Origin of the sequence: Acetobacterium sp., assembly GCF_039830195.1 — a bacterium.
Lineage (GTDB): Bacteria > Bacillota > Clostridia > Eubacteriales > Eubacteriaceae > Acetobacterium.
The window spans coordinates 62,519-82,672 of record NZ_JBDODG010000001.1; the positions used below are offsets into that span (position 1 = coordinate 62,519).

Consider the following 20,154-nt stretch of genomic DNA (forward strand, 5'->3'; position numbering starts at 1 on the left):
CATGAAGGAACGAATCATCACCTCTGATTTTACGGAATTGGATGTTGAAATAGAAAAAAATTTAAGACCCCAGGGTCTGGATGAATATATTGGACAAGAAAAGGTCAAGAAACAGATGGGCATCTTTATCAAAGCCGCCCAGAAACGCAGTGAAAGTCTGGATCATGTACTCTTATACGGTCCGCCGGGGTTGGGTAAAACAACGCTGGCTAACATTATTGCCCGGGAAATGGGGGTCGGAATCAAAACCACCTCCGGTCCGGCGATTGAAAAGGCCGGGGATCTGGCGGCTATTCTGACCAGCTTGAAAGAAGGTGATATTCTCTTTATTGATGAAATCCACCGCTTGCAACGCTCGGTTGAAGAGGTTTTATATCCGGCCATGGAAGATTATGCCCTGGATATCATTATCGGCAAAGGTCCGGGAGCGCGTTCAATCCGATTGGAGCTGCCACCCTTTACCCTGATTGGCGCCACCACCCGGGTGGGACTGCTGACCTCACCATTGCGGGACCGCTTTGGGGTGATTCAGCGCTTGGAGCTGTATAATCCGGTCGAGCTGGCCACGATTATCCGCCGCTCGTCCGGCATTATCGGCATCGAAATGGATGACGAAGGGGCGGTCGAACTGGCCATTCGTTCTCGGGGGACGCCGCGAATTGCCAACCGGTTGTTAAAGCGGGTTCGGGACTATTGCGAAATCGAAGGCCGGGGCGTTATCGATCTCAAGACAACCCGGGAAGCGCTGGATCTCTTTGAAGTGGATGCGGTGGGTCTGGATGAGATTGACCGGATTATGCTCAGGACTATTGTCGAGAAATTTGACGGTGGACCGGTGGGGATCGACACTCTGGCTGCTGCCATTGGCGAAGAGAAAAACACCATTGAAGAGGTGTATGAACCTTATCTGATTCAACTGGGGTTCCTTTCAAAAACGCCCCGGGGGCGCGTGATCACCAGTCGTGGTTATGCCCATCTGGGATTAGAGGTATTAATGAATGAGGCACTCAATCCTCAACAATTAAAAATAAATTTTTATGATAATGAGGATGATATCGATGAATAAAACTGACTTTTATTTTGATCTTCCGGACGAGTTGATCGCCCAATGTCCCCTGGAAAAAAGGGATAATTCGCGGTTGATGGTGCTTAACCGCGAAAAAAATACGATCGAAGATCATAATTTTTTTGAGATAACAGAGTTTTTGCGACCCGGAGATTTGTTGGTAATGAATAACACCAAGGTTTTACCAGGACGGTTGTTTGGTACCCGGGAAGATACCGGGGGCAAGGTGGAAATCCTGTTGCTGCGGCATCTGGCTCAAAAAGACTGGGAAATCATGGTCAAGCCGGGAAAACGAGCCCGGGTTGGCGCCCGGATTGTTTTCAGCCCGGAGCTTAAAGGCGAAATCACCGGAACCACCCAGGGTGGGTTGCGGATTATCAGCTTTGAATACTCGGGTGTTTTTGAGGAAATCATCGACGAGATTGGCCTGATGCCGGTACCGCCATATATCCATGAAACCCTGAAGGATAATAACCGTTATCAGACTGTCTATGCCAAACGGGAAGGCTCATCCGCAGCTCCCACGGCGGGGCTCCATTTCACACCAGATCTGCTTCAGAAAATTGAAGAGATGGGGGTGGAAATTGCCGAGGTTACCCTCCATGTCGGGATCGGCACCTTTCGTCCGGTAAAATGCGATGTGATCGAAGAACATCATATGCATGAGGAGTATTATGAGGTGCCGGAAGAAACTGCAAAGGCCACTAAACGAACCAGGGAAAGAGGTGGTCGGGTTATCGCCGTAGGCACCACCTCGGTGCGAACCCTGGAAAGCAATGCCAAGCTGCATGATGGCGTGGTAACCCCTTACACCGGCGTCACGGATATTTTTATTTACCCTGGCTATGAATGGGAGGTGGTGGATGCCTTGATCACGAATTTTCATTTGCCGGAATCCACCCTGCTGATGCTGGTATCGGCCTTCTATAACCGGGAAGCGGTTATGAAAGCCTACCAAACCGCCATTGACTGGAAATATCGCTTTTTCAGCTTTGGGGATGCCTTGTTTATAGAGTAAAAAAGACGATTAGGAGAAAAGAATGAGCGAATTTCGTTATGAATTGATTAAGGAATGTAAGGACACCGGGGCCAGACTGGGAAAGATCCATACCAAGCGGGGCGTTATCAATACCCCGATTTTTATGCCGGTGGGAACCCAGGCGACGGTTAAGTCCCTGTCGTCTGAAGACCTAGTGGAGATGGATGCCAATGTTATCTTGGGCAATACCTATCATCTTTATTTGAGACCTGGCCAGGAGATTATGGACAAGGCCGGCGGCATCCACAAGTTTATGAATTGGAATCGGCCGGTGCTCACCGACAGTGGCGGATTTCAGGTATTTTCTTTAAATGATTTAAGAAAGATCACCGAAGAAGGAGTTGAATTTATTTCACATCTGGATGGATCCCGACATTTCATGACCCCGGAAAAAGCCATTGACATGCAGAATTCTATTGGGGCGGACATTATTATGTGTTTTGATGAGTGTGCCCCGGCCGGTGCCGATTATGAGTACACAAAAAAATCGATGGAGATGACAACCCGTTGGGCGAGGCGATGTAAAGACGCCCATAAGCGACCCGAGGATCAGGCCTTGTTTGGGATTGTCCAGGGCGGTATGTTTGCTGATCTGCGCGCCCAAAGTGTACAGGAGCTCACCGACATCGGCTTCCCGGGATACTCCATTGGTGGACTCAGTGTGGGCGAACCCAAAGATGTGATGTACCGGATGCTTGATGCCACCACTCCGCTTTTGCCTAAAGATAAGCCCCGGTATTTAATGGGGGTTGGTTCGCTGGATGCGCTTTTTGAAGGCACGATTCGCGGTATTGATATGTTTGATTGTGTGCTCCAGAGCCGGATCGCCAGAAACGGAACCGCTTTTACCAGCCATGGCAAGGTTGTCGTTCGTAATGCTACCTACAAGGAAGATTTTACGCCGGTTGATCCGGAATGTGATTGTTTCGTTTGTCGAAACTACACCCGGGCTTACATTCGCCACCTGATTAAAACCAATGAAATTTTAGGGGCCAGGTTATTGACATATCATAATTTATACTTTACACTTGTAACAATGAAGAAAATTCGACAGGCCATAATGGATGACAATTTATTAGCCTATAAAGAAGCTTTCTTTGAAAAATTCGGCATTGCTGAATAAGATGAAGGAGAATGTGAATGTTTGGAATTGATTTTACATTAATTCTCCCTTTGATTTTAGTACTTGTATTTTTCTATTTCTTTATTTTAAGACCACAGCAAAAACAACAAAAAGAAATTAAAGAAATGCGATCAAGTATGAAACCAGGGGATGAAATTGTTACGATTGGTGGGTTTTATGCGATCGTCTATGCGATTGGTGAAGAAAATGTGACCATCGAATTATTACCAGATTACAATAAAGCGCTGATTACAAAATCGGCCATTGCTCGAATTGTTAGTGTTGGGGACGCTGTTGCAGCAACAGAAGCTGACGATTTTGAAGAACTGGAAGATCTGGATAATGAAGAAATCATCGTCGATGCCGAATTCGAAGAAATTGACGAAGAAAAAAAATAATAAAAACAGACTAGCGGTTAGCTAACCGGCAACTGTCTGATAGGAATAATTTTTGAAGGGAGTGAACAATTTGAAGCACATTAAAATCATTAAAGAAGGTAAACTCACTGACGTAAAAAACAGAGGGTGCGGGGAATGTCAAACTTCCTGTCAATCAGCCTGTAAAACATCCTGCACCGTAGGAAATCAAAAATGCAAACAAACGACTGAAAAATAATAATTAAGCCTGAAAGGGGCTGTCTCGTAAGAGATAGTCCCTTTTTTCATGATACCATAAACTAGGAGAAAAAATGATACATAAATATAAAAAGAACGGTCTCAATATTGTTTTGGATGTGGATACCAGCACGGTGCTGACCGTGGACGAACTAACCTATGAGCTGCTGGATCAATATGAAGATAAGACCAGAGCTGAGATCATTGCCAGTTATCAGCAAAAATTTCCGTTAGCAGAACTCAATGAATGCCTGGATGAATTGGACAGCGTCAAAGCGGCGGGGCTATTATTCCGGGAGATGAACTATCAACGGGAAAACTATGCCAATGAAGATCTGATCAAGGCCCTGTGTCTTCATGTGGCCCATGACTGTAATCTGAAATGTTCCTATTGTTTTGCTGCCCAGGGCGACTTTGACGGCGAAAAACTGCTGATGCCGCTCGAAGTGGGAAAAAAAGCCATTGATTTTATCATTGCCCAGTCCAAAAACCGGAAAAACCTGGAAGTGGATTTCTTCGGCGGAGAGCCGCTGATGAACCTCGATGTGGTCAAGCAATTAGTAGTGTATGGCAATGAAATGGCCGCCAAAAACGATAAGCAATTCAAATTTACAATGACCACCAATGGGGTATTGCTTAATGCTGAAACCCGCGAATATCTCAATGAAACCATGGACAATATTGTCCTCAGTCTGGATGGCCGTAAAGAAGTCAATGATCAGATGCGACAAACGGTCAATGATCGGGGCTCCTTTGATGTGATTATCGATAATATCAAAGCGATGGCAAAAATGCGGGGCGACAAGGATCATTATGTCCGGGGCACCTATACCCATCATAATCTTGATTTTGCCAAGGATGTTCAGTTTTTAGCTGAAGAGGGTTTTAAAAGTATTTCGGTGGAACCGGTCGTCGCTGAAGCGACATACGATTACGCCCTGACCGAATCGGATCTGCCCGCCATTATGGAAGAATATGATGCGCTGGCCTTGTCTTACCTGAAGCGCCATCAGGAAGGGCTTAATTATAACTTTTTTCATTTTAATGTCGATCTCGATCATGGTCCCTGTGTTTACAAACGCCTGTCTGGATGTGGGGCGGGTAAGGATTATGTGGCGGTGACGCCGGAAGGGGACATTTACCCCTGCCATCAGTTTGTCGGCAATGAAGCTTTTAAGATGGGTGACGTGAACAACGGTATCACCAACGGGGAGATCAAAAAAATCTTTGATGCCGGAAACCTGCTGGAAAAAGAAGACTGTCAAACCTGTTGGGCTAAATATTTCTGCGGTGGCGGTTGTCATGCCAACGCCTATAACTTTAACGGCACGATTATGAAACCCCATTTCGTCAGCTGTGAAATTGAACGGCGTCGAGTCGAAAACGCCATTATGATTTCAATTATCGAAGGCGAACAGGAATAAATAGCTGGTACCGCCGGGGTTTTTTGACAAGAATGGATATTTGTGGTAGATTAAGGTATCTACACTAAACAAACCTTCAGATTATTCTGCGACGCAAGCATAATATCAGCACAGCAAAATCAAAAAAGTAAAATCATAACATTCATTCTAAGATCAACTACTACACCATCTAAAACCCATGGAGGCACATATTGGAAAAGAAATCACTGGAAGATTTGACGGTTGTTGAATTGCGTAAACAGGCGGAAAGTCTGGGTATCGAAAAAACAAGCCGGCTTAAAAAAATTGAGCTCATCGAGGCCATCGAAGAAAAATTGGAGTCCTCGGCAGATCAAACCGCTCATCAAAATCATCATCACGAGCACCATCATGAAATGAAGGAAAAAGAACCATTGAAGGATGATAAAGAAATACCGGAAAAAACGCCAGCTGAAAAAAAAGCTCTCGATAGACAGCCGGGTCAAACTAATTCGCGGATTACTAATGGATCAAATGGAAACGGCGCCCGTTCGCCCTATTATAAACTTAAAGACCCCATGGAAAATACGTCTGTAGTAGAAGGAAATCTGGAAATTCTGCCGGAAGGTTTTGGTTTTGTCAAAAACAAGGATATGAAATCCAATGAAGAATTTGTTTATATATCCGGCTCGCAAATTCAGAAATTCAAGCTCGAAACCGGCGATGTCCTCAGCGGCAAGGTGCGTCCGCCTAAAACCGGTGAAAAATATTCAGCGATGCTGTTTCTGGAAAAGGTCAACGGCACCAAAACAGCGGACATTATCCAGAAAATTAACAGCATGCTTTACGTGGATGATAAAAAGGATCTGGACCGCTTTAAAAACTCCCAGGAAGGGATTTTGGATGTCAATCCGGACGGATTTGGTTTTCTGAGAACCAACCATTATTTATCCGGCGACCACGATATTTATGTGGCTGCTAATCAGATTCGCCGATTTAATCTCCGTACTGGCGATAAAATCCTGGGTAAAATTAAGATGTCCGGCGAAAATGAAAAATTTGACGCCCTGCTTTATGTCGAAAAGGTCAACGGTGATATCCCTGAAAAAATTGCCAATCGGCCCCGGTTTGAACGGCTGACACCAATTTTCCCAGAAGAACGGATCACCCTGGAAACAACCCAGGATGTTGTATCAACGCGGATGATCGATCTGTTTTCACCGATGGGAAAAGGCCAGCGGGGACTGATCGTAGCGCCGCCGAAAGCCGGGAAAACGATTCTGTTAAAGGAAATTGCCACCGGTATTACCACCAACCATCCGGAAATCGAACTGATTATTTTGCTGGTGGACGAACGGCCGGAAGAAGTCACCGATATGAAGCGATCCATCGATGCGGATATTGTTTATTCGACCTTTGATCAACCGCCCGAAAATCACATCAAAGTGGCCGAAATCGTGTTGGAACGGGGCAAGCGGTTGGTTGAACAGGGAAAAGATGTGGTTATCCTGGTTGATAGTTTAACCCGGCTGACCCGAGGAAACAATCTGGTGGTTTCGCCATCAGGCCGAACCCTGTCCGGGGGGCTTGATCCGGAAGCGTTATTCTTTCCTAAAAAATTCTTCGGTTCCGCCCGAAATGTGGAAGAAGGCGGCAGTTTGACTATTTTGGCCACAGCCCTGGTGGATACTGGCAGCCGGATGGATGATATTATCTTTGAAGAATTCAAGGGTACCGGAAACATGGAGCTGCACCTGGAACGGGAATTAGCCGAGCGGCGGATCTACCCGGCCATCAACCTGAACCGTTCCGGCACCCGTCGGGAGGAAAAACTGTTAACCGCTGAAGAGCTGAGAGTTAGTTTCGACATTCGCAAACTCTACAAGGGAACCACGGTTTATGACCTCACGGATAAGATTATTTCGATTCTGGAACGCACCAAAGATAACGAAGCGTTTATGAAAAAATTTATTGATAAATATAACGCACAAAATATTTGATCTTTTAAGAAAAGTTTGATATAATATCACGGTTGATAAAATAACAATTAGCAATTAAATAAATAAGAAACGAGGTGGATTCGATGAAAGAAGGCATTCATCCAAATTACGGCAAATCAATAGTTAAATGTGCATGTGGAAATACATTTGAAACTGGTTCTATTAAACCAGAATTAAAAGTGGAAATCTGTTCAGTATGTCACCCATTTTTCACAGGGAAACAAAAACTTATTGATGCTGGTGGACGTGTTGATCGATTTAATAAAAAATACGGCATTAAAAACGAGTCAGCAGAATAAAAAAGAAGTCGGTTCTTGTAACCGGCTTTTTTCTTGTTCAGATGCGAAAATGGTTTTAAGTTTTAAGTTGAGGTAGAAAAAATGACCATCAAAGAGATTTTGGATTTTGGACGGCAGACACTTACTCAGGCCGGAATCGAATATCCTGGTTTAGAGGCCGAGATTCTGCTGAGCAGTATTTTAGCTCAGGATCGGGTCTATTTCTATACCCATTCACAGGATGCGGTGGACTTAAAACGAGCAGAAACCTATCGCAGCGCCATTAAAAGACGTTGTCAATTAGAACCGGTCGCCTACATTCTGGAAAAAAAAGAATTTATGGGGATGGACTTTTTTGTCAATGGGGATGTTCTAATTCCCAGACCAGATACCGAACCAATGGTGGAGTATCTGCTTGAGTATTTACAAGTCAACTACCCGGAAGGTGCTAAAGTTCTGGATCTGTGCACCGGTAGCGGGGCCATTGGCATTTCGATCAAGAAATATTTTAAGCCGGGCATCGTCAGTCTCAGTGATTTTTCGGAGGCGGCACTGGCGGTGGCCAGGATCAATGCGGATCAATTGGTTAATGGTGAGCTTTCGCTTTATCAAGGGGATTTATTTGCCGCCATTCCCCAGGGGGAAACCTTTGATGTGATCGTCTCCAATCCGCCGTATATCAGTCGGGCGGAGATGAAGCAGCTGGCCCGGGACATTATTGAGTATGAACCCCATATGGCACTGGACGGCGGAGAATCCGGCCTGGATTTTTACCAGCGGATCATTGCGGAGGCCCGCTTTTTTTTGAAAAAAGACGGCCTTCTAGCCCTCGAAATTGGAGATGACCAGGCCACTGATGTGACTCAATTATTAACAAATGATGGCTTTCAGGAGATTCAGACCGTTACGGATTTGAGTGGACGGATACGGTGTCTTACCGGCAAATTATCTGGTCTGAAGTCCGGGGATAATAATAAATTGGGATGACGGCTCTCAAGAATTGTGATAGAATAATAACATTGAATGAGAAGAAAAAATTAACATATGCATATCGGAGGTAAACATGGTATCAGCAGGAGATTTTAAAAAGGGAGTAACGTTTGAAATGGATGGTCACACATTTACGATCATCGAATTTCAACACGTAAAACCAGGTAAGGGCGCGGCCTTTGTTCGAACAAAGATTCGAAATGTAATTACAGGAGCAGTGGTTGAAAAATCATTCAACCCGACGGAACGTTATCCTAAAGCACAGGTTGAAACCCGCGAAATGGAATACTTATACGAAGACGGCGGTTTGTACTACTTCATGGATCTGGAATCCTATGAACAGATTCCGCTTAACTTGAGTCAGGTGGAAGAAGCATTGAAATATCTGAAAGAAAATGATATTGCCACTGTGAAATCCCTGAAAGGTGTGGCATTTTCGGTAGCTGCTCCTAATTTTGTTGAACTGGAAGTTGTTAAGACAGATCCCGGCTTTAAGGGAGACACCGCAACTGGCGCAAATAAACCTGCAACTGTTGAAACTGGAGCAATTATTACCGTACCGCTATTTGTTGAACAAGGTGATAAGATTCGCATTGACACCCGTACGGGTGATTACATGGAAAGGGTATAAAATGAAATATATTAATGAAAAAGTCGCTTATACCAAAGGCCTGGTAGATGGTCTGGAATTAGATCAGGCTTCCAACGAAGGCAAGGTTCTGGTTCAGGTATTGGATATTCTTGAAGACATTGTCGATGCTCTTGATGGCATTACCGAAGCTCAGGAAGAACTGGAAGAATATGTAGAAATGGTGGATGATGATCTTTCTGAATTAGAAGAATTTATCCTTGATGAGGATTTTTCTGATGATGACGAATTTGAATTTGATGAAGAAGATTATTACGAAATCATTTGTCCCGAATGTGGAAATATTTACATTACTGAATTCGAAGCTTTTGAAAATAATACTGTCGTCTGTCCGGACTGCGGCGCTCCATTTAAATTAAATGAAGAAGTTGCATCATGCTGCGGCGAAGATGGTTGCGACTGTCATCAGGAAATCTAAAGAACTCAGGTAATTAAGATGAAAATAGAAATGAAAAACAATCAGTCCCCGAATATCAATGACGAAATGATTGCTTCAATTGTCAGCTTGGCGGCTACTGGCGTTAACGGTGTGGCGCGTATTTCATTGAGAATCACCGATGAAATCATGGATAAGCTTTATCTTGCGTCAACAACAAAAGGTGTCAAGATTGCCAGAGATCCCGAAGGTTTAATGATTTGGGTTTATGTAATCACAGAACCCGGGATTGATATTATCAAGGTTTCAAAAGCAATTCAAAAAAAAGTCAAGGTTGCGGTGGAATCCATGGCGGGGTTTCAGGTAGTTGCGGTTAATGTCCGAATTGAAGGTTCAGGCAAATAGGGGGCGTAAGCCCCTTTTTATAGAATAATAGAATCTGAAGGAGTAGCGCATGAGTCGAAAAAAAGAACGGGAATATGCGTTAAAAGGTGTATTTCAATTAGACTTTCATCCGGAACCAGGAGATTTCACCGAGAGTATTGCATATTTTTTAAAGGACAATGAGCTGGATATGACCTATGGCAAGACCTTGATCGATACCACCGAAGCTCATCTTCCGGAAATAGATGATATTCTGGATGACTATCTAAAAAGCACCTGGAAAATTGATCGGATTCCAAAGGTAGAAAAATCAATTCTACGTTTGGCCATTTGTGAGCTGAAATACATGGATGAAAAAGTCCCATTTGAAGTTGTCATTAACGAGGCAATTGAGCTTACGAAAAAATTCGGAGACGAGGATGGGAAAAATTACGTTAATGGTATTTTAAATAAAATAGTTAAGGACGAACTCAATGAGTGCCCTTAGTCTTGGCATCGATACCAGTAATTATACAACTTCGGTTGCCTTAGTAGACGAAAATGAAAACATGATTTATAACAAGGGCATCCTATTGGAAGTGAAGTCAGGAGAAAAAGGACTTCGTCAATCGGATGCCCTTTTTCAGCATGTCCATCATTTACCGTTGCTGCTTCAGGATTTGCCCCGGGGCCGGGAGATTGAGGTCATCTGTTATTCGGAACGGCCGCGTCCATTGCTTGACTCCTATATGCCAGTCTTTCGTTCGGGCGAGTCTTTGGCCCGTTCTCTGGCCGGGGTATTGGGGGTCGAACGGCTGGCGGTGAGCCATCAGGAGAATCACATTCGTGCGGCGATATATGGCAGCGGCTCTCCAGAATTGGCAGCGACCTTCGCGGCGGTTCATTTCTCAGGAGGCACATCAGAAATTTTGTTGGTAAAAAAGAAAACCATCGGTTTCGACTGCGAAATCGTCGCCCAGACCCGGGATCTCAATGCCGGACAACTGGTCGACCGGGTTGGGGTGCTGATGGGCTGTGCTTTTCCGGCGGGAAAAGCCCTGGAAGCACTGGCAAACCGGGTTGACCCTGATTCGATAGATAGCAAATTGATTATTTCAACCACCATGGATGGCGTTGATTTTCATTTTTCCGGCCAGGAAAATCAGGCACAGAGACTTTTGGAAGCCGGTACTGATCAGGCTGTGGTGGCCTTTCTGGTACTTAAGTCGATTGCCAAAACCCTGTCAAAAGCGATTAGTGGATTATTAAAAAAGTATTCTTTTCAGTCGGTGCTTTTTTCCGGCGGGGTGATGTCCAATCTGATTATCAAAAAAATTGTGGAGCACGAATTGAGTCCGGCAGGGCTGAATCTTTATTTTTCGCCCGGGGAATATTCCCGGGATAATGCGGCAGGAAATGCCCTGATGGGAATGGATTATTATAAAAGCATGAGGTGCGGTCGGTGACAAATGCAAAAATACTCAGTGTGTCTGAGGTTAACCAATATGTTAAAACCCTGTTGGAATCCAATAGTCTGCTTCGAAATCTGGTGATCCAGGGAGAACTTTCCAATGTCAAACGGGCAGCATCGGGGCATCTGTATTTTTCTCTGAAAGATGCCGGCAGTAAAATCGATTGCGTGATGTTTAAAAATGCGGCCATTGGTCTCAAATTCCTGCCCAAGGAAGGCCAGAAGGTGACATTGCGGGGCAGTTTAGGCGTCTATCTGCCCAGTGGTCAATATCAGATTACGGTCCGCTCGATGGAACCCCAGGGATTGGGGGATCTATTCCAGGCCTATCTGGTGTTAAAGGATGAACTGGAAGCCAAAGGTTATTTTGACCGGGATCATAAAAAAAAGCTGCCGGAAATTATCAGCCGGGTGGGCCTGGTCACATCGCCCACCGGAGCGGCGGTCAAAGATATGATTTCGATTATCAAACGCCGGAATCCGCTGATGGATATTGTCATATATCCCAGTCTGGTGCAGGGAGATGAAGCCGCCGGGAATATCATCAAAGGGATTCGGGCCTTTAATGCCGCTCAGTTGGTGGACGTGATTATCATCGGCCGGGGGGGCGGTTCCATTGAAGACCTGTGGGCCTTTAACGATGAGCATTTGGCTAAAGCAATTTATGAATCGGAATTACCGATTATTTCGGCCGTGGGCCATGAAATTGACTATACCATTGCTGATTTTGTGGCTGACTTACGGGCGCCTACCCCTTCCGGAGCGGCCGAACTGGTCGCCGAAGAAACCCTCAGTATGATTCGGGCTCTGGTTACCCAGAAAAGCCGATTGATTCAGGTTATGGAAGCAAAAATCGGCAGGAGCCGGGAAACTATAATGCGAATAAAAAAAGAATTCCTGCGGTATCGTCCCAAAGAACGGATCGAAGAAATGCGTCTTCACCTCGATGTCATTAATGACCGGATGATCCGCGCATTAAAAGGACGGATTAAATCGGAGCGACAGCAATTGATCAATGTTAAAACCCGGATCGAAGCCATGAGTCCTGTGCATGTGCTGAAAAAGGGCTATGTTCGGGTGACAGATAACAATGGTTTACCGGTTGCTTCGGTGACCGGTTTAACGGTCGATCAGCTGGTGACCCTCCATTTTGTGGATGGCGAAGCTGAGGCAAACATTCAATCCACTAAGGAGAATAAATAATGGCAGTTAAAAAACTGAAAACTAAAATGAGTCGTCTGGAGACCATTGCTGAACTACTGGAAGAAGATAATCAGGAAATCGAGGCATCGATGAAACTGTTTGAAGAGGGAATGAAACTCATCAATGAGTGTAGCGCTGATTTGGACACCCTTGAAGGAAAAATTACGATCATGATTGATGGCGAAGAAAAGGAATTCGAAGGGAGTGTGGAAGCGTGAGCGATTTCAAAACTCAGCTCAATGACCGGGTGGCCGAAATTAACGAGGAGCTTGAAAAAGTTTTTCAGCAGAACCTGGATACCCCGGCCGTGATTATTGAAGCCATGAAATACAGTCTTTTTGCCGGCGGTAAACGGCTCCGTCCGATTTTAATGATGGAAACCTGTCGGGCCCTCGAAGGGGACGTCGAGGTAATCAAACCCCTGGCCATGGGGATTGAGATGATCCATACCTATTCATTGATCCATGATGATTTACCGGCTATGGACAATGATGATCTGAGACGGGGAAAACCCACCAATCATAAGGTTTATGGAGATGCGATGGCCATTCTGGCCGGGGACGGACTCTTGAACTATGCGGTTGAAACGATGCTCCAGGGAACCCAGGGACTGGCTGGCGACGCGTTGGCAAATTATCTTTGCGCCATGAAATGCATCATGGGGGCTTCCGGCATCCTGGGGATGATCGGCGGCCAGGTGGCGGATATGCTCAGTGAAGATAAGGTCATCGATCTCGACGAAATGGACTATATCCATTTACACAAGACGGCGGCCCTGTTGGAAGCCTGTGTTCAGAGTGGCTGCATCATCGCCGGAGCTGAACCGGCCACTCAGGGACGGCTGATCAGCTATAGTCATCGAATTGGCCTGGCTTTTCAGATTGTTGATGATATTTTGGATATCGAAGGCAACGAAGCAGATCTGGGCAAGCCGATTGGTAGTGATGAAAAAAATCATAAATCCACCTTTGTGTCGCTCTATGGTCTAGAAGCTTCAAAACTGCGGGTTGATGAGTTAGAAACGGAAGCCATCGAAATGCTTAAACCGATTGGCGAACGAACGGCCTTTCTTCAGGAATTGGCCAGCTATATCTGCCGTCGCCGGAAATAATAACTGCGGTTGGCAGTTGACTGAAATTAAAAATGAAAATGGACCCATGAAAAGAGGAAAAATTGAAAGAACGTTTAGATAAATTATTAGTGAACCTGAATTATTTCGACACCCGGGAGCGGGCCAAAAAGGCCATTATGGCCGGGCTGGTTCAGGTCAATGACCAGGTTAAGGACAAAGCCGGGGATCTGGTGGACACCGAAGCGACCATTCTGGTTAAGGGCAGTGATATGCCCTATGTCAGCCGTGGTGGTTTAAAACTGGAAAAGGGGCTGGCCGTCTTTGATCTCGCGGTGGCGGGAAAAACCTTTATCGATGTCGGATCATCCACCGGCGGCTTTACCGATTGTCTGCTTCAAAATGGTGCTGAAAAAGTTTATGCAGTTGATGTGGGCTATGGACAACTGGACTGGAAGTTACGAAACGATCCCCGGGTTGTTTCCATGGAACGGACTAATTTTCGGTATCTGACAGCAGAAAATATTACGGAGATGGTCGATGGTACCGTGATGGATGTCTCGTTTATTTCGATCACTAAACTGATCCCGGCGATCAAATTGTTTATGAAACCCGGAGCTCGGGGGATCTGGCTGATTAAGCCGCAGTTTGAAGCGGGACGGGAAAGAATCGGAAAAAACGGTGTTATCAGGGATAAAAAAGTTCATGAGACGATTTTGTTTGAAGTGATGACCGCCATCGAAAATCAGGGCTTTTTAATAAAAGGTCTCGATTTCTCGCCGATTCAGGGGCCCAAGGGTAATATTGAGTTTTTAGTTTTTGTTGAAAATACCGAGCCAGAGATTGAGGAAAACTGGACAGCATTGATTCATCAGGTGGTAACCATTGCCCATGAAAGTTGTAAAAAAAAGAAAGAACCCCTAGACGAATAGGAAGTGAGTAAGATTGGAAGCTGAATTTAAAAACTTTAAGGAAATCGGTATTTATCTCAATATGGATAAGCCGGACAGCCCTGCTCTGGCAGAAAAATGCATCAACTATTTAATCTGTCACGGTTTTAAAATAGCCCTGCTGGAAGGCCAGATTAAGTATCCCCACGAATGCGTTGTTTATTATCCCAAAAACCTGTTCTATCGAAAACCGGATTGTATTCTGGTGCTGGGGGGGGATGGCACGCTTTTGTTTGTTGCCCGTAAAGTTTGTTTTTATTCAATTCCAATTTTTGGAATCAATCTGGGCAAGCTGGGTTTTTTAACCGAAGGCGAAGCCGGTAATTATGAAGAGACGCTGAAAAATTTAAGCACCGGCGATTGTTACATCGAAGAGCGGATGATGTTAAGCTGCAGTATTAAAAAAGAGAATGAAAGCGCCTGTTTTTATATGGCCTTAAATGATGTACTGGTCAAAAGCCGGGGCTTCCGGATGATGGACATTGAAGCCAAAGCCAATGGGTCGACGATTGATAAATTCCGGGCAGATGGCCTGATTATCGCCACCCCCACCGGTTCCACCGGTTATTCACTGGCTGCCGGCGGGCCGGTGGTAGCACCCCAGGCCAACGTAATGATTCTTAATCCCATCTGCCCTCATCGACTGCATGACCGGTCCTACATTTTGCCCGAGGACGAGGTGATCAATCTGGAATTTGGTGACCGTGAAAAAGATATTATGGTCACCTTTGATGGCCAGACCACGGTTTCAATAACACCCGAAGATGCTGTTAAGGTCAAAAAAGCCACCTATTGTACCCGGTTGATCCGGCTCAATCAAATGAGTAGCTATGACCGGCTACGAATAAAGCTTTCCAGCGAGTATTGAAAATCATAGGTACGCGCAGAAAATTGCACATATGACAGCATTGCTGCAAGCTTAACTTAGCATTGGAGGAGGAAGAAAAAGACATGAAAGTATCAAGACAATTAAAAATTATTGAAATCATCGAAAATAATCTCATCGAAACCCAGGAAGAATTGGCCCAGGCACTCAAAGACGCCGGTTTTCCGGTGACCCAGGCCACCATTTCCCGGGATATCAAAGAGTTAAAGCTGATCAAGGTGAGCAGTCACGATGGCATTCAGCACTATGCCCCGCTTAAGGATATCGGCACCATTTATAATGAACGAGTTACCGCGGTTTTTAAAGAGTCGGTATTGACCATCGATTATGTAGAGAATAACATTGTGCTGCGAACCCTTCCAGCTATGGCCCAGGCGGCAGCTCTGGCCATCGACTCGATGGACTGGTGCGAAATTGTCGGAACCATTGCTGGGGATGATACCATTTTTGTACTTGTCCGCAACCGTGATATGGTAGGTGAAATTGTGGGAAAATTCAAAAAGTTGATGAAATAGGGAGGGCTCTATGCTGAGAAATCTCGTTGTGAACGATTATGCACTGATTGACCACCTGGCGGTTGATTTCCATCCGGGACTCAATGTGATCACCGGAGAAACCGGAGCCGGGAAATCCATTGTTATTGACGCATTGACTCTGGTTCTGGGGAATCGGGGCAACAAAACAAATATCCGTCAGGGGAAAAACAAGATGACGGTACAAGGGCTTTTTGATGTCAGCGATCAACCCGATCTGCTTGAAAAATGCCAAGAGTTTGGCATCCCGATGGAGGATGGACAACTGATTTTGATCCGGGAAATGGATGATCGGGGCCGCAATATCTGTCGGGCCAATGGCTTAATTATCACCGTTGCCCAACTCAAAACAATCGGGGATGAACTCATTGATATCCATGGTCAGCATGAGCATCAATCGTTGTTCAAACGAGAGAATCATCGCCAGTTACTGGATGCCTTCGGCGGGGAAAAAAGCCGCAAGTATCGGGAACAGACGGCCACCTATGCCGGTGAGATCAAGCGGATCCAGGAGCTGATCGCAGAGCTGGAAACCAATGAACGTGAATTGGAACGGGAAAAAGAAACCCTACAGTTTGAAATCAATGAAATCGAAGCCGCTGCCTTAGTTGTTGGCGAGGATGAAGAGCTGGAAGGAGAAAAGCGGATTCTAGAAAACCGGGAACGTCTTTTTTCACACACCAGTAGGGCTTATGAATTGCTCAGGGGCGAAAACACCGATCAGAACCCAATTCTTGATGGCCTGAGTCTGTTAGCTGAAAGCATCGCTGAAATTGCTAAAATTGACAGCAGCTTTGAGGATAAACGGGAAACGGTCAATGGCATTTTAAGTGAAACGGAAAACCTTTCGTTTGAGATTCGCTCCTATCTGGAAGATATGGAGTACAGTTTGGGCGATCTGGACGAAATTGAAACCCGTCTAAACGTCATTGCCAAGCTTAAACGGAAATATGGTCATGATATTACCGAAATTCTGAGTTATGCCGCAGAAATCAGTATCCGCTTAAAAAGCTTGTTGAATCGGGATGAAAGTCTGCAGAGCTATTATCAGGAATTAAGTGGTTTTCAAGATAAGTATTATAAGATCAGTAACAGTCTTTATCAATTACGTTTAAAAACTGCTGGGGCATTAAAGACTGCTCTCGAAAAAGAACTGGGAGAACTGGCCATGGAAAAGGTGCAGGTGGAAATTTCGGTGGAGCATGATCCCGATCGGGTGAGTGCCCATGGTCAGGATATTGTCGAATTTTTAATTTCCGTTAATCCGGGTCAGGCCCCAAAACCCCTTGGTAAGGTTGCTTCCGGTGGCGAGATATCCCGAATTATGCTGAGCTTAAAGAGCATTTTTGGCGGTCTCGATGCCATTGAAACGATGGTTTTTGATGAAATCGATACAGGAATCAGCGGCAGAACCGCTCAGGTGGTGGCCGAAAAGATACAGGCCCTGAGTGTTACGCCGCCCAGAGGCCGGCAGATTATCTGTATTACCCATCTACCCCAGATTGCGGCCATGTCAGACCAGCATTTTATGGTGGAAAAACGCACTCAAAATGATGGCGTGGAGGTGAGTTTTGTACCCTTAAACGAAAAGGGTAAAAAAGAGGAACTTTCCCGGATGCTGGGCGGTGCGGAAGTGACCCAAAAAACCTGGGAGCATGCTCAGGAAATGCTGGAGTTAAGCCAAAAGATAAAAAAATCAAAAAAAAGCAAAGAAGACAAAATATTATCTTAACATTTCAGTGGTTATTAGATAGAATAAAGATTGTTAAAAATATATTTATTTAAGGAGATATAAATTGGAAAGAAAAGTACCCATTGGGTTATCTAACAAACACATTCACGTATCCCAGGCAGATTTAGAAACATTATTTGGTAAAGGCTACCAGTTAACACCGATGAAAGATTTATCGCAACCAGGACAATATGCCGCTGAAGAAAAAGTTGACGTGGTTGGACCTAAAGGAACATTAAAAGGGATTAGAATTCTGGGACCAGTGCGACCAGAAACCCAATTAGAAGTATCAATCGGAGATGGTTTCTGTTTAGGAATTCAGGCGCCACTGCGTAATTCAGGAGACATCGCTGATACGCCAGGTGTTAAATTAATTGGACCGGCTGGAGAAGTTGAAATTTCCAAAGGTGCCATTGTTGCTGCCCGACATATTCATATGAGTACTGAAGAAGGAGCCGCCTACGGATTAAAAGATAAGGATGTTGTCTGTGTTAAACTGGATGGCCCCCGTGGTTTGACATTTGACAATGTACTGGTTCGAGTTCATCCAGATTTCAAATTGGACATGCACCTAGATGTAGAAGAAGGAAATGCTGCCGGAGCTAAAAACGGTCAAATCGCAACCATTATTTAGTTATGATTGCGCCAGACCCGATAGCATTTACCGCATTTGGCCTTGAAGTCAGGTGGTATGGAGTTTTAATTGCCTCGGCATTACTGATCGGGTTGTTCATAGCGATAAAACGGGCCCCCAAATACGGGATTGATCCTGAAATTATTTTGGATTTTTTTCTGTATATGACCCCAGCGGTGATCATCGGAGCCCGGCTTTACTACGTTATTTTCAGTTTTGACTATTATGCGGCTCATCCGGAAGAAATCATCGCAACCTGGCATGGCGGATTGGCTATCCACGGTGGTATTATTGCCGGCGTAATTGTGGCCATTATTTTGTGCCGGGTCAAGAAGATCAGTTTTTTCGCATTGGCGGATGTGTTAATTCCGGCGTTGCCCTTAGGCCAGGCCATTGGGCGCTGGGGGAATTTTTTCAACCAGGAAGCCTATGGCTCACAAACCGATTTGCCCTGGGCGATTACTGTGAACGACGCAGCACTGGGAATCATCAAGGTACACCCGACCTTTCTTTACGAATCAGTTTGGAATGTACTGGTTTTTGGTTTTCTCTTTTTTTATGAAGATAAAATCAAAATGGTTGACGGCGAATTACTCTTCGTTTACCTGGGTCTGTATTCGGTCGGACGCTTTTTCGTAGAAGGACTAAGAACTGATAGCCTGATGTTTATGGGATTGCGAACAGCCCAACTGATAAGCCTGGCATTGGTGCTAGTAGGTATCGGTGGCCTCTGGTATCTGCGCAAAAACGAAGATCGATTTGCGAATTCTCTGGCTAAGAGAAAATAATAAGACGTAAATAATACAGCATAAATCAAAAAGACTGTCAGCGCAAGAACTGACAGTCTTTTTTCTTCGTAAGGAAAAAAACACGATGCGGCAATTATTGTGGTTACCGGGTCATACCCCGGTATTGAATCGCTTCGGACAAGTGGCTGATTTGGATGGTTTCAGATCCGTCCAAATCGGCAATGGTACGAGCCAGTTTTAAAATACGATGATAGCCCCGGGCACTGAGTTTCATCTTGGTATAGACTTTTTCCATCAGGCTTTCTTCGGCGGGACCAAGATGGCAGAAGGTTTCCAGCAGTTTGGGGGTGAGCTGGGCATTATAAAAGATATCGAGATCCTGATAGCGATGATTCTGGCGTTCCCGGGCAGCATCGACCCGCTTTTTGATGGCGTGTGAGGTTTCTCCCTTGGGTTTAGTCTGGAGTTCATCGTAGCTGGTGCTGGGGATCTCTACAAAAATATCCAGGCGATCCATCAGCGGGCCGGAGATTTTACCCTGATAATTTTTAATTTGCTGGGGGGTGCAAATGCATTCATGGGCTGGGTCGGTAAGATAGCCACAAGGACAGGGGTTCATCGAGGTGATCAGGGTAAAACTGGCCGGGAAGGTCAGGGAAGCATTGACCCGGGAAATGGTGACTTCCTGATCTTCGATGGGCTGACGTAAAACTTCGAGGGCTGATTTTTGAAACTCGGGCAGTTCGTCAAGAAACAATACCCCCAGGTGGGCCAGGGAAACCTCGCCGGGCCTGGGAATCCGGCCGCCCCCCACCAGGGAAACCTTGGAAATGGTGTGGTGGGGAGAACGAAAGGGCCGTTGGCTCATAATGGCGTTATTTTTCAATAGTCCCGAAATGCTATGGATCTTCGTAATTTCAAGGGCTTCATCAAGGGTCAGATCGGGCAGGATCGAAGGAAAACCCTTGGCCAGCATTGTTTTTCCAGAGCCGGGTGGAGCAGTCGAACATGTAAAAACATATTGCTATTATAGCCGACAAACCGCTC

Annotated in this window: 23 protein-coding genes and 1 pseudogene; 23 read left to right on the forward strand and 1 reads right to left on the reverse strand. The window is 45.3% G+C overall.

All coding sequences use genetic code 11. From position 1 onward, the window contains the following. The first annotated feature begins 1 nt into the window (after position 1). The 23 genes from ruvB (at position 2) to lgt (ending at position 19,146) form a co-directional block, all read left to right on the forward strand. Positions 2 to 1,066, forward strand: a complete 1,065-nt coding sequence (gene ruvB, locus ABGU93_RS00270; protein ID WP_347411504.1) for a Holliday junction branch migration DNA helicase RuvB — start codon at positions 2 to 4, stop codon at positions 1,064 to 1,066. Then, the gene (queA, locus tag ABGU93_RS00275; protein WP_347411505.1) at positions 1,059 to 2,084 is read left to right on the forward strand and encodes a tRNA preQ1(34) S-adenosylmethionine ribosyltransferase-isomerase QueA; all 1,026 of its coding nucleotides are present in this window, start codon (positions 1,059 to 1,061) and stop codon (positions 2,082 to 2,084) included. Before ruvB ends, queA begins: the two co-directional genes overlap by 8 nt. Before the next feature lie 22 nt (positions 2,085 to 2,106). Further along, positions 2,107 to 3,228 carry a tRNA guanosine(34) transglycosylase Tgt gene (tgt, locus tag ABGU93_RS00280; protein WP_026395217.1) on the forward strand — a complete coding sequence of 374 codons (1,122 nt, stop codon included), beginning with the start codon at positions 2,107 to 2,109 and terminating at the stop codon, positions 3,226 to 3,228. A gap of 17 nt (positions 3,229 to 3,245) precedes the next feature. Further along, a complete protein-coding gene (gene yajC, locus ABGU93_RS00285; RefSeq protein ID WP_347411506.1) occupies positions 3,246 to 3,626 on the forward strand; it encodes a preprotein translocase subunit YajC in 381 nt (126 codons plus the stop codon). Between the two features lie 70 nt (positions 3,627 to 3,696). Beyond that, entirely contained in the window at positions 3,697 to 3,843 is a 147-nt protein-coding gene (gene scfA / locus ABGU93_RS00290) for a six-cysteine ranthipeptide SCIFF (protein WP_083837856.1), read from the forward strand. Between the two features lie 73 nt (positions 3,844 to 3,916). After that, positions 3,917 to 5,266 carry a thioether cross-link-forming SCIFF peptide maturase gene (gene scfB, locus ABGU93_RS00295; protein ID WP_347411507.1) on the forward strand — a complete coding sequence of 450 codons (1,350 nt, stop codon included), beginning with the start codon at positions 3,917 to 3,919 and terminating at the stop codon, positions 5,264 to 5,266. Positions 5,267 to 5,457: 191 nt separating this feature from the next. Further along, positions 5,458 to 7,224 carry a transcription termination factor Rho gene (gene rho, locus ABGU93_RS00300; protein ID WP_347411508.1) on the forward strand — a complete coding sequence of 589 codons (1,767 nt, stop codon included), beginning with the start codon at positions 5,458 to 5,460 and terminating at the stop codon, positions 7,222 to 7,224. Positions 7,225 to 7,307: 83 nt separating this feature from the next. Further along, complete coding sequence (gene rpmE, locus ABGU93_RS00305) at positions 7,308 to 7,523, forward strand: 50S ribosomal protein L31 (protein ID WP_026395220.1); 216 nt, start codon at positions 7,308 to 7,310, stop codon at positions 7,521 to 7,523. 81 nt (positions 7,524 to 7,604) lie between these two features. Beyond that, complete coding sequence (gene prmC, locus ABGU93_RS00310; RefSeq protein ID WP_347411509.1) at positions 7,605 to 8,489, forward strand: peptide chain release factor N(5)-glutamine methyltransferase; 885 nt, start codon at positions 7,605 to 7,607, stop codon at positions 8,487 to 8,489. A 76-nt stretch (positions 8,490 to 8,565) separates the two neighbouring features. Beyond that, positions 8,566 to 9,123 (forward strand): elongation factor P, encoded by a 558-nt coding sequence (gene efp / locus ABGU93_RS00315; RefSeq protein WP_026395222.1) that lies wholly within the window; start codon positions 8,566 to 8,568, stop codon positions 9,121 to 9,123. A 1-nt stretch (position 9,124) separates the two neighbouring features. Then, positions 9,125 to 9,559 carry a CD1247 N-terminal domain-containing protein gene (locus tag ABGU93_RS00320; RefSeq protein WP_347411510.1) on the forward strand — a complete coding sequence of 145 codons (435 nt, stop codon included), beginning with the start codon at positions 9,125 to 9,127 and terminating at the stop codon, positions 9,557 to 9,559. 18 nt (positions 9,560 to 9,577) lie between these two features. Continuing rightward, the gene (locus ABGU93_RS00325; protein ID WP_347411511.1) at positions 9,578 to 9,922 is read left to right on the forward strand and encodes an Asp23/Gls24 family envelope stress response protein; all 345 of its coding nucleotides are present in this window, start codon (positions 9,578 to 9,580) and stop codon (positions 9,920 to 9,922) included. Between the two features lie 49 nt (positions 9,923 to 9,971). Then, positions 9,972 to 10,388, forward strand: a complete 417-nt coding sequence (nusB, locus tag ABGU93_RS00330) for a transcription antitermination factor NusB (RefSeq protein ID WP_347411512.1) — start codon at positions 9,972 to 9,974, stop codon at positions 10,386 to 10,388. Continuing rightward, positions 10,375 to 11,346, forward strand: coding sequence for a peptidase M22 (locus ABGU93_RS00335; RefSeq protein WP_347411513.1), 972 nt, complete (start codon positions 10,375 to 10,377; stop codon positions 11,344 to 11,346). The genes nusB and ABGU93_RS00335 overlap by 14 nt, the downstream gene beginning before the upstream one ends. After that, the gene (xseA, locus tag ABGU93_RS00340) at positions 11,343 to 12,554 is read left to right on the forward strand and encodes an exodeoxyribonuclease VII large subunit (protein WP_347411514.1); all 1,212 of its coding nucleotides are present in this window, start codon (positions 11,343 to 11,345) and stop codon (positions 12,552 to 12,554) included. The genes ABGU93_RS00335 and xseA overlap by 4 nt, the downstream gene beginning before the upstream one ends. Then, complete coding sequence (gene xseB, locus ABGU93_RS00345; protein WP_304888248.1) at positions 12,554 to 12,772, forward strand: exodeoxyribonuclease VII small subunit; 219 nt, start codon at positions 12,554 to 12,556, stop codon at positions 12,770 to 12,772. Before xseA ends, xseB begins: the two co-directional genes overlap by 1 nt. Next, a complete protein-coding gene (locus ABGU93_RS00350) occupies positions 12,769 to 13,665 on the forward strand; it encodes a polyprenyl synthetase family protein (protein WP_347411515.1) in 897 nt (298 codons plus the stop codon). Before xseB ends, ABGU93_RS00350 begins: the two co-directional genes overlap by 4 nt. A gap of 62 nt (positions 13,666 to 13,727) precedes the next feature. Further along, the gene (locus ABGU93_RS00355; RefSeq protein ID WP_347411516.1) at positions 13,728 to 14,555 is read left to right on the forward strand and encodes a TlyA family RNA methyltransferase; all 828 of its coding nucleotides are present in this window, start codon (positions 13,728 to 13,730) and stop codon (positions 14,553 to 14,555) included. 13 nt (positions 14,556 to 14,568) lie between these two features. After that, positions 14,569 to 15,441 (forward strand): NAD(+)/NADH kinase, encoded by an 873-nt coding sequence (locus tag ABGU93_RS00360; protein WP_347411517.1) that lies wholly within the window; start codon positions 14,569 to 14,571, stop codon positions 15,439 to 15,441. Between the two features lie 83 nt (positions 15,442 to 15,524). Beyond that, a complete protein-coding gene (locus ABGU93_RS00365; RefSeq protein WP_026395231.1) occupies positions 15,525 to 15,974 on the forward strand; it encodes an arginine repressor in 450 nt (149 codons plus the stop codon). 10 nt (positions 15,975 to 15,984) lie between these two features. Beyond that, the gene (gene recN, locus ABGU93_RS00370; RefSeq protein ID WP_347411518.1) at positions 15,985 to 17,724 is read left to right on the forward strand and encodes a DNA repair protein RecN; all 1,740 of its coding nucleotides are present in this window, start codon (positions 15,985 to 15,987) and stop codon (positions 17,722 to 17,724) included. Between the two features lie 64 nt (positions 17,725 to 17,788). Then, a complete protein-coding gene (locus tag ABGU93_RS00375) occupies positions 17,789 to 18,358 on the forward strand; it encodes a phosphate propanoyltransferase (protein WP_347411519.1) in 570 nt (189 codons plus the stop codon). A gap of 2 nt (positions 18,359 to 18,360) precedes the next feature. Next, a complete protein-coding gene (gene lgt / locus ABGU93_RS00380; RefSeq protein WP_347411520.1) occupies positions 18,361 to 19,146 on the forward strand; it encodes a prolipoprotein diacylglyceryl transferase in 786 nt (261 codons plus the stop codon). 103 nt (positions 19,147 to 19,249) lie between these two features. Here the strand turns inward: lgt and ABGU93_RS00385 are convergent. After that, positions 19,250 to 20,095: pseudogene (locus ABGU93_RS00385) on the reverse strand (YifB family Mg chelatase-like AAA ATPase); the annotation flags it as partial. Positions 20,096 to 20,154: the final 59 nt, after the last annotated feature.

Bases quoted from the DNA above. Each gene is read 5' to 3' on its own strand.
- recN (WP_347411518.1), top strand. From the start codon at position 15,985: ATGCTGAGAAATCTCGTTGTGAACGATTATGCACTGATTGACCACCTG.
- lgt (WP_347411520.1), top strand. From the start codon at position 18,361: ATGATTGCGCCAGACCCGATAGCATTTACCGCATTTGGCCTTGAAGTC.
- ABGU93_RS00320 (WP_347411510.1), top strand. From the start codon at position 9,125: ATGAAATATATTAATGAAAAAGTCGCTTATACCAAAGGCCTGGTAGAT.
- prmC (WP_347411509.1), top strand. From the start codon at position 7,605: ATGACCATCAAAGAGATTTTGGATTTTGGACGGCAGACACTTACTCAG.
- nusB (WP_347411512.1), top strand. From the start codon at position 9,972: ATGAGTCGAAAAAAAGAACGGGAATATGCGTTAAAAGGTGTATTTCAA.
- tgt (WP_026395217.1), top strand. From the start codon at position 2,107: ATGAGCGAATTTCGTTATGAATTGATTAAGGAATGTAAGGACACCGGG.
- scfB (WP_347411507.1), top strand. From the start codon at position 3,917: ATGATACATAAATATAAAAAGAACGGTCTCAATATTGTTTTGGATGTG.
- yajC (WP_347411506.1), top strand. From the start codon at position 3,246: ATGTTTGGAATTGATTTTACATTAATTCTCCCTTTGATTTTAGTACTT.
- ABGU93_RS00325 (WP_347411511.1), top strand. From the start codon at position 9,578: ATGAAAATAGAAATGAAAAACAATCAGTCCCCGAATATCAATGACGAA.
- ruvB (WP_347411504.1), top strand. From the start codon at position 2: ATGAAGGAACGAATCATCACCTCTGATTTTACGGAATTGGATGTTGAA.
- queA (WP_347411505.1), top strand. From the start codon at position 1,059: ATGAATAAAACTGACTTTTATTTTGATCTTCCGGACGAGTTGATCGCC.
- xseB (WP_304888248.1), top strand. From the start codon at position 12,554: ATGGCAGTTAAAAAACTGAAAACTAAAATGAGTCGTCTGGAGACCATT.
- ABGU93_RS00335 (WP_347411513.1), top strand. From the start codon at position 10,375: ATGAGTGCCCTTAGTCTTGGCATCGATACCAGTAATTATACAACTTCG.
- ABGU93_RS00365 (WP_026395231.1), top strand. From the start codon at position 15,525: ATGAAAGTATCAAGACAATTAAAAATTATTGAAATCATCGAAAATAAT.
- rpmE (WP_026395220.1), top strand. From the start codon at position 7,308: ATGAAAGAAGGCATTCATCCAAATTACGGCAAATCAATAGTTAAATGT.
- efp (WP_026395222.1), top strand. From the start codon at position 8,566: ATGGTATCAGCAGGAGATTTTAAAAAGGGAGTAACGTTTGAAATGGAT.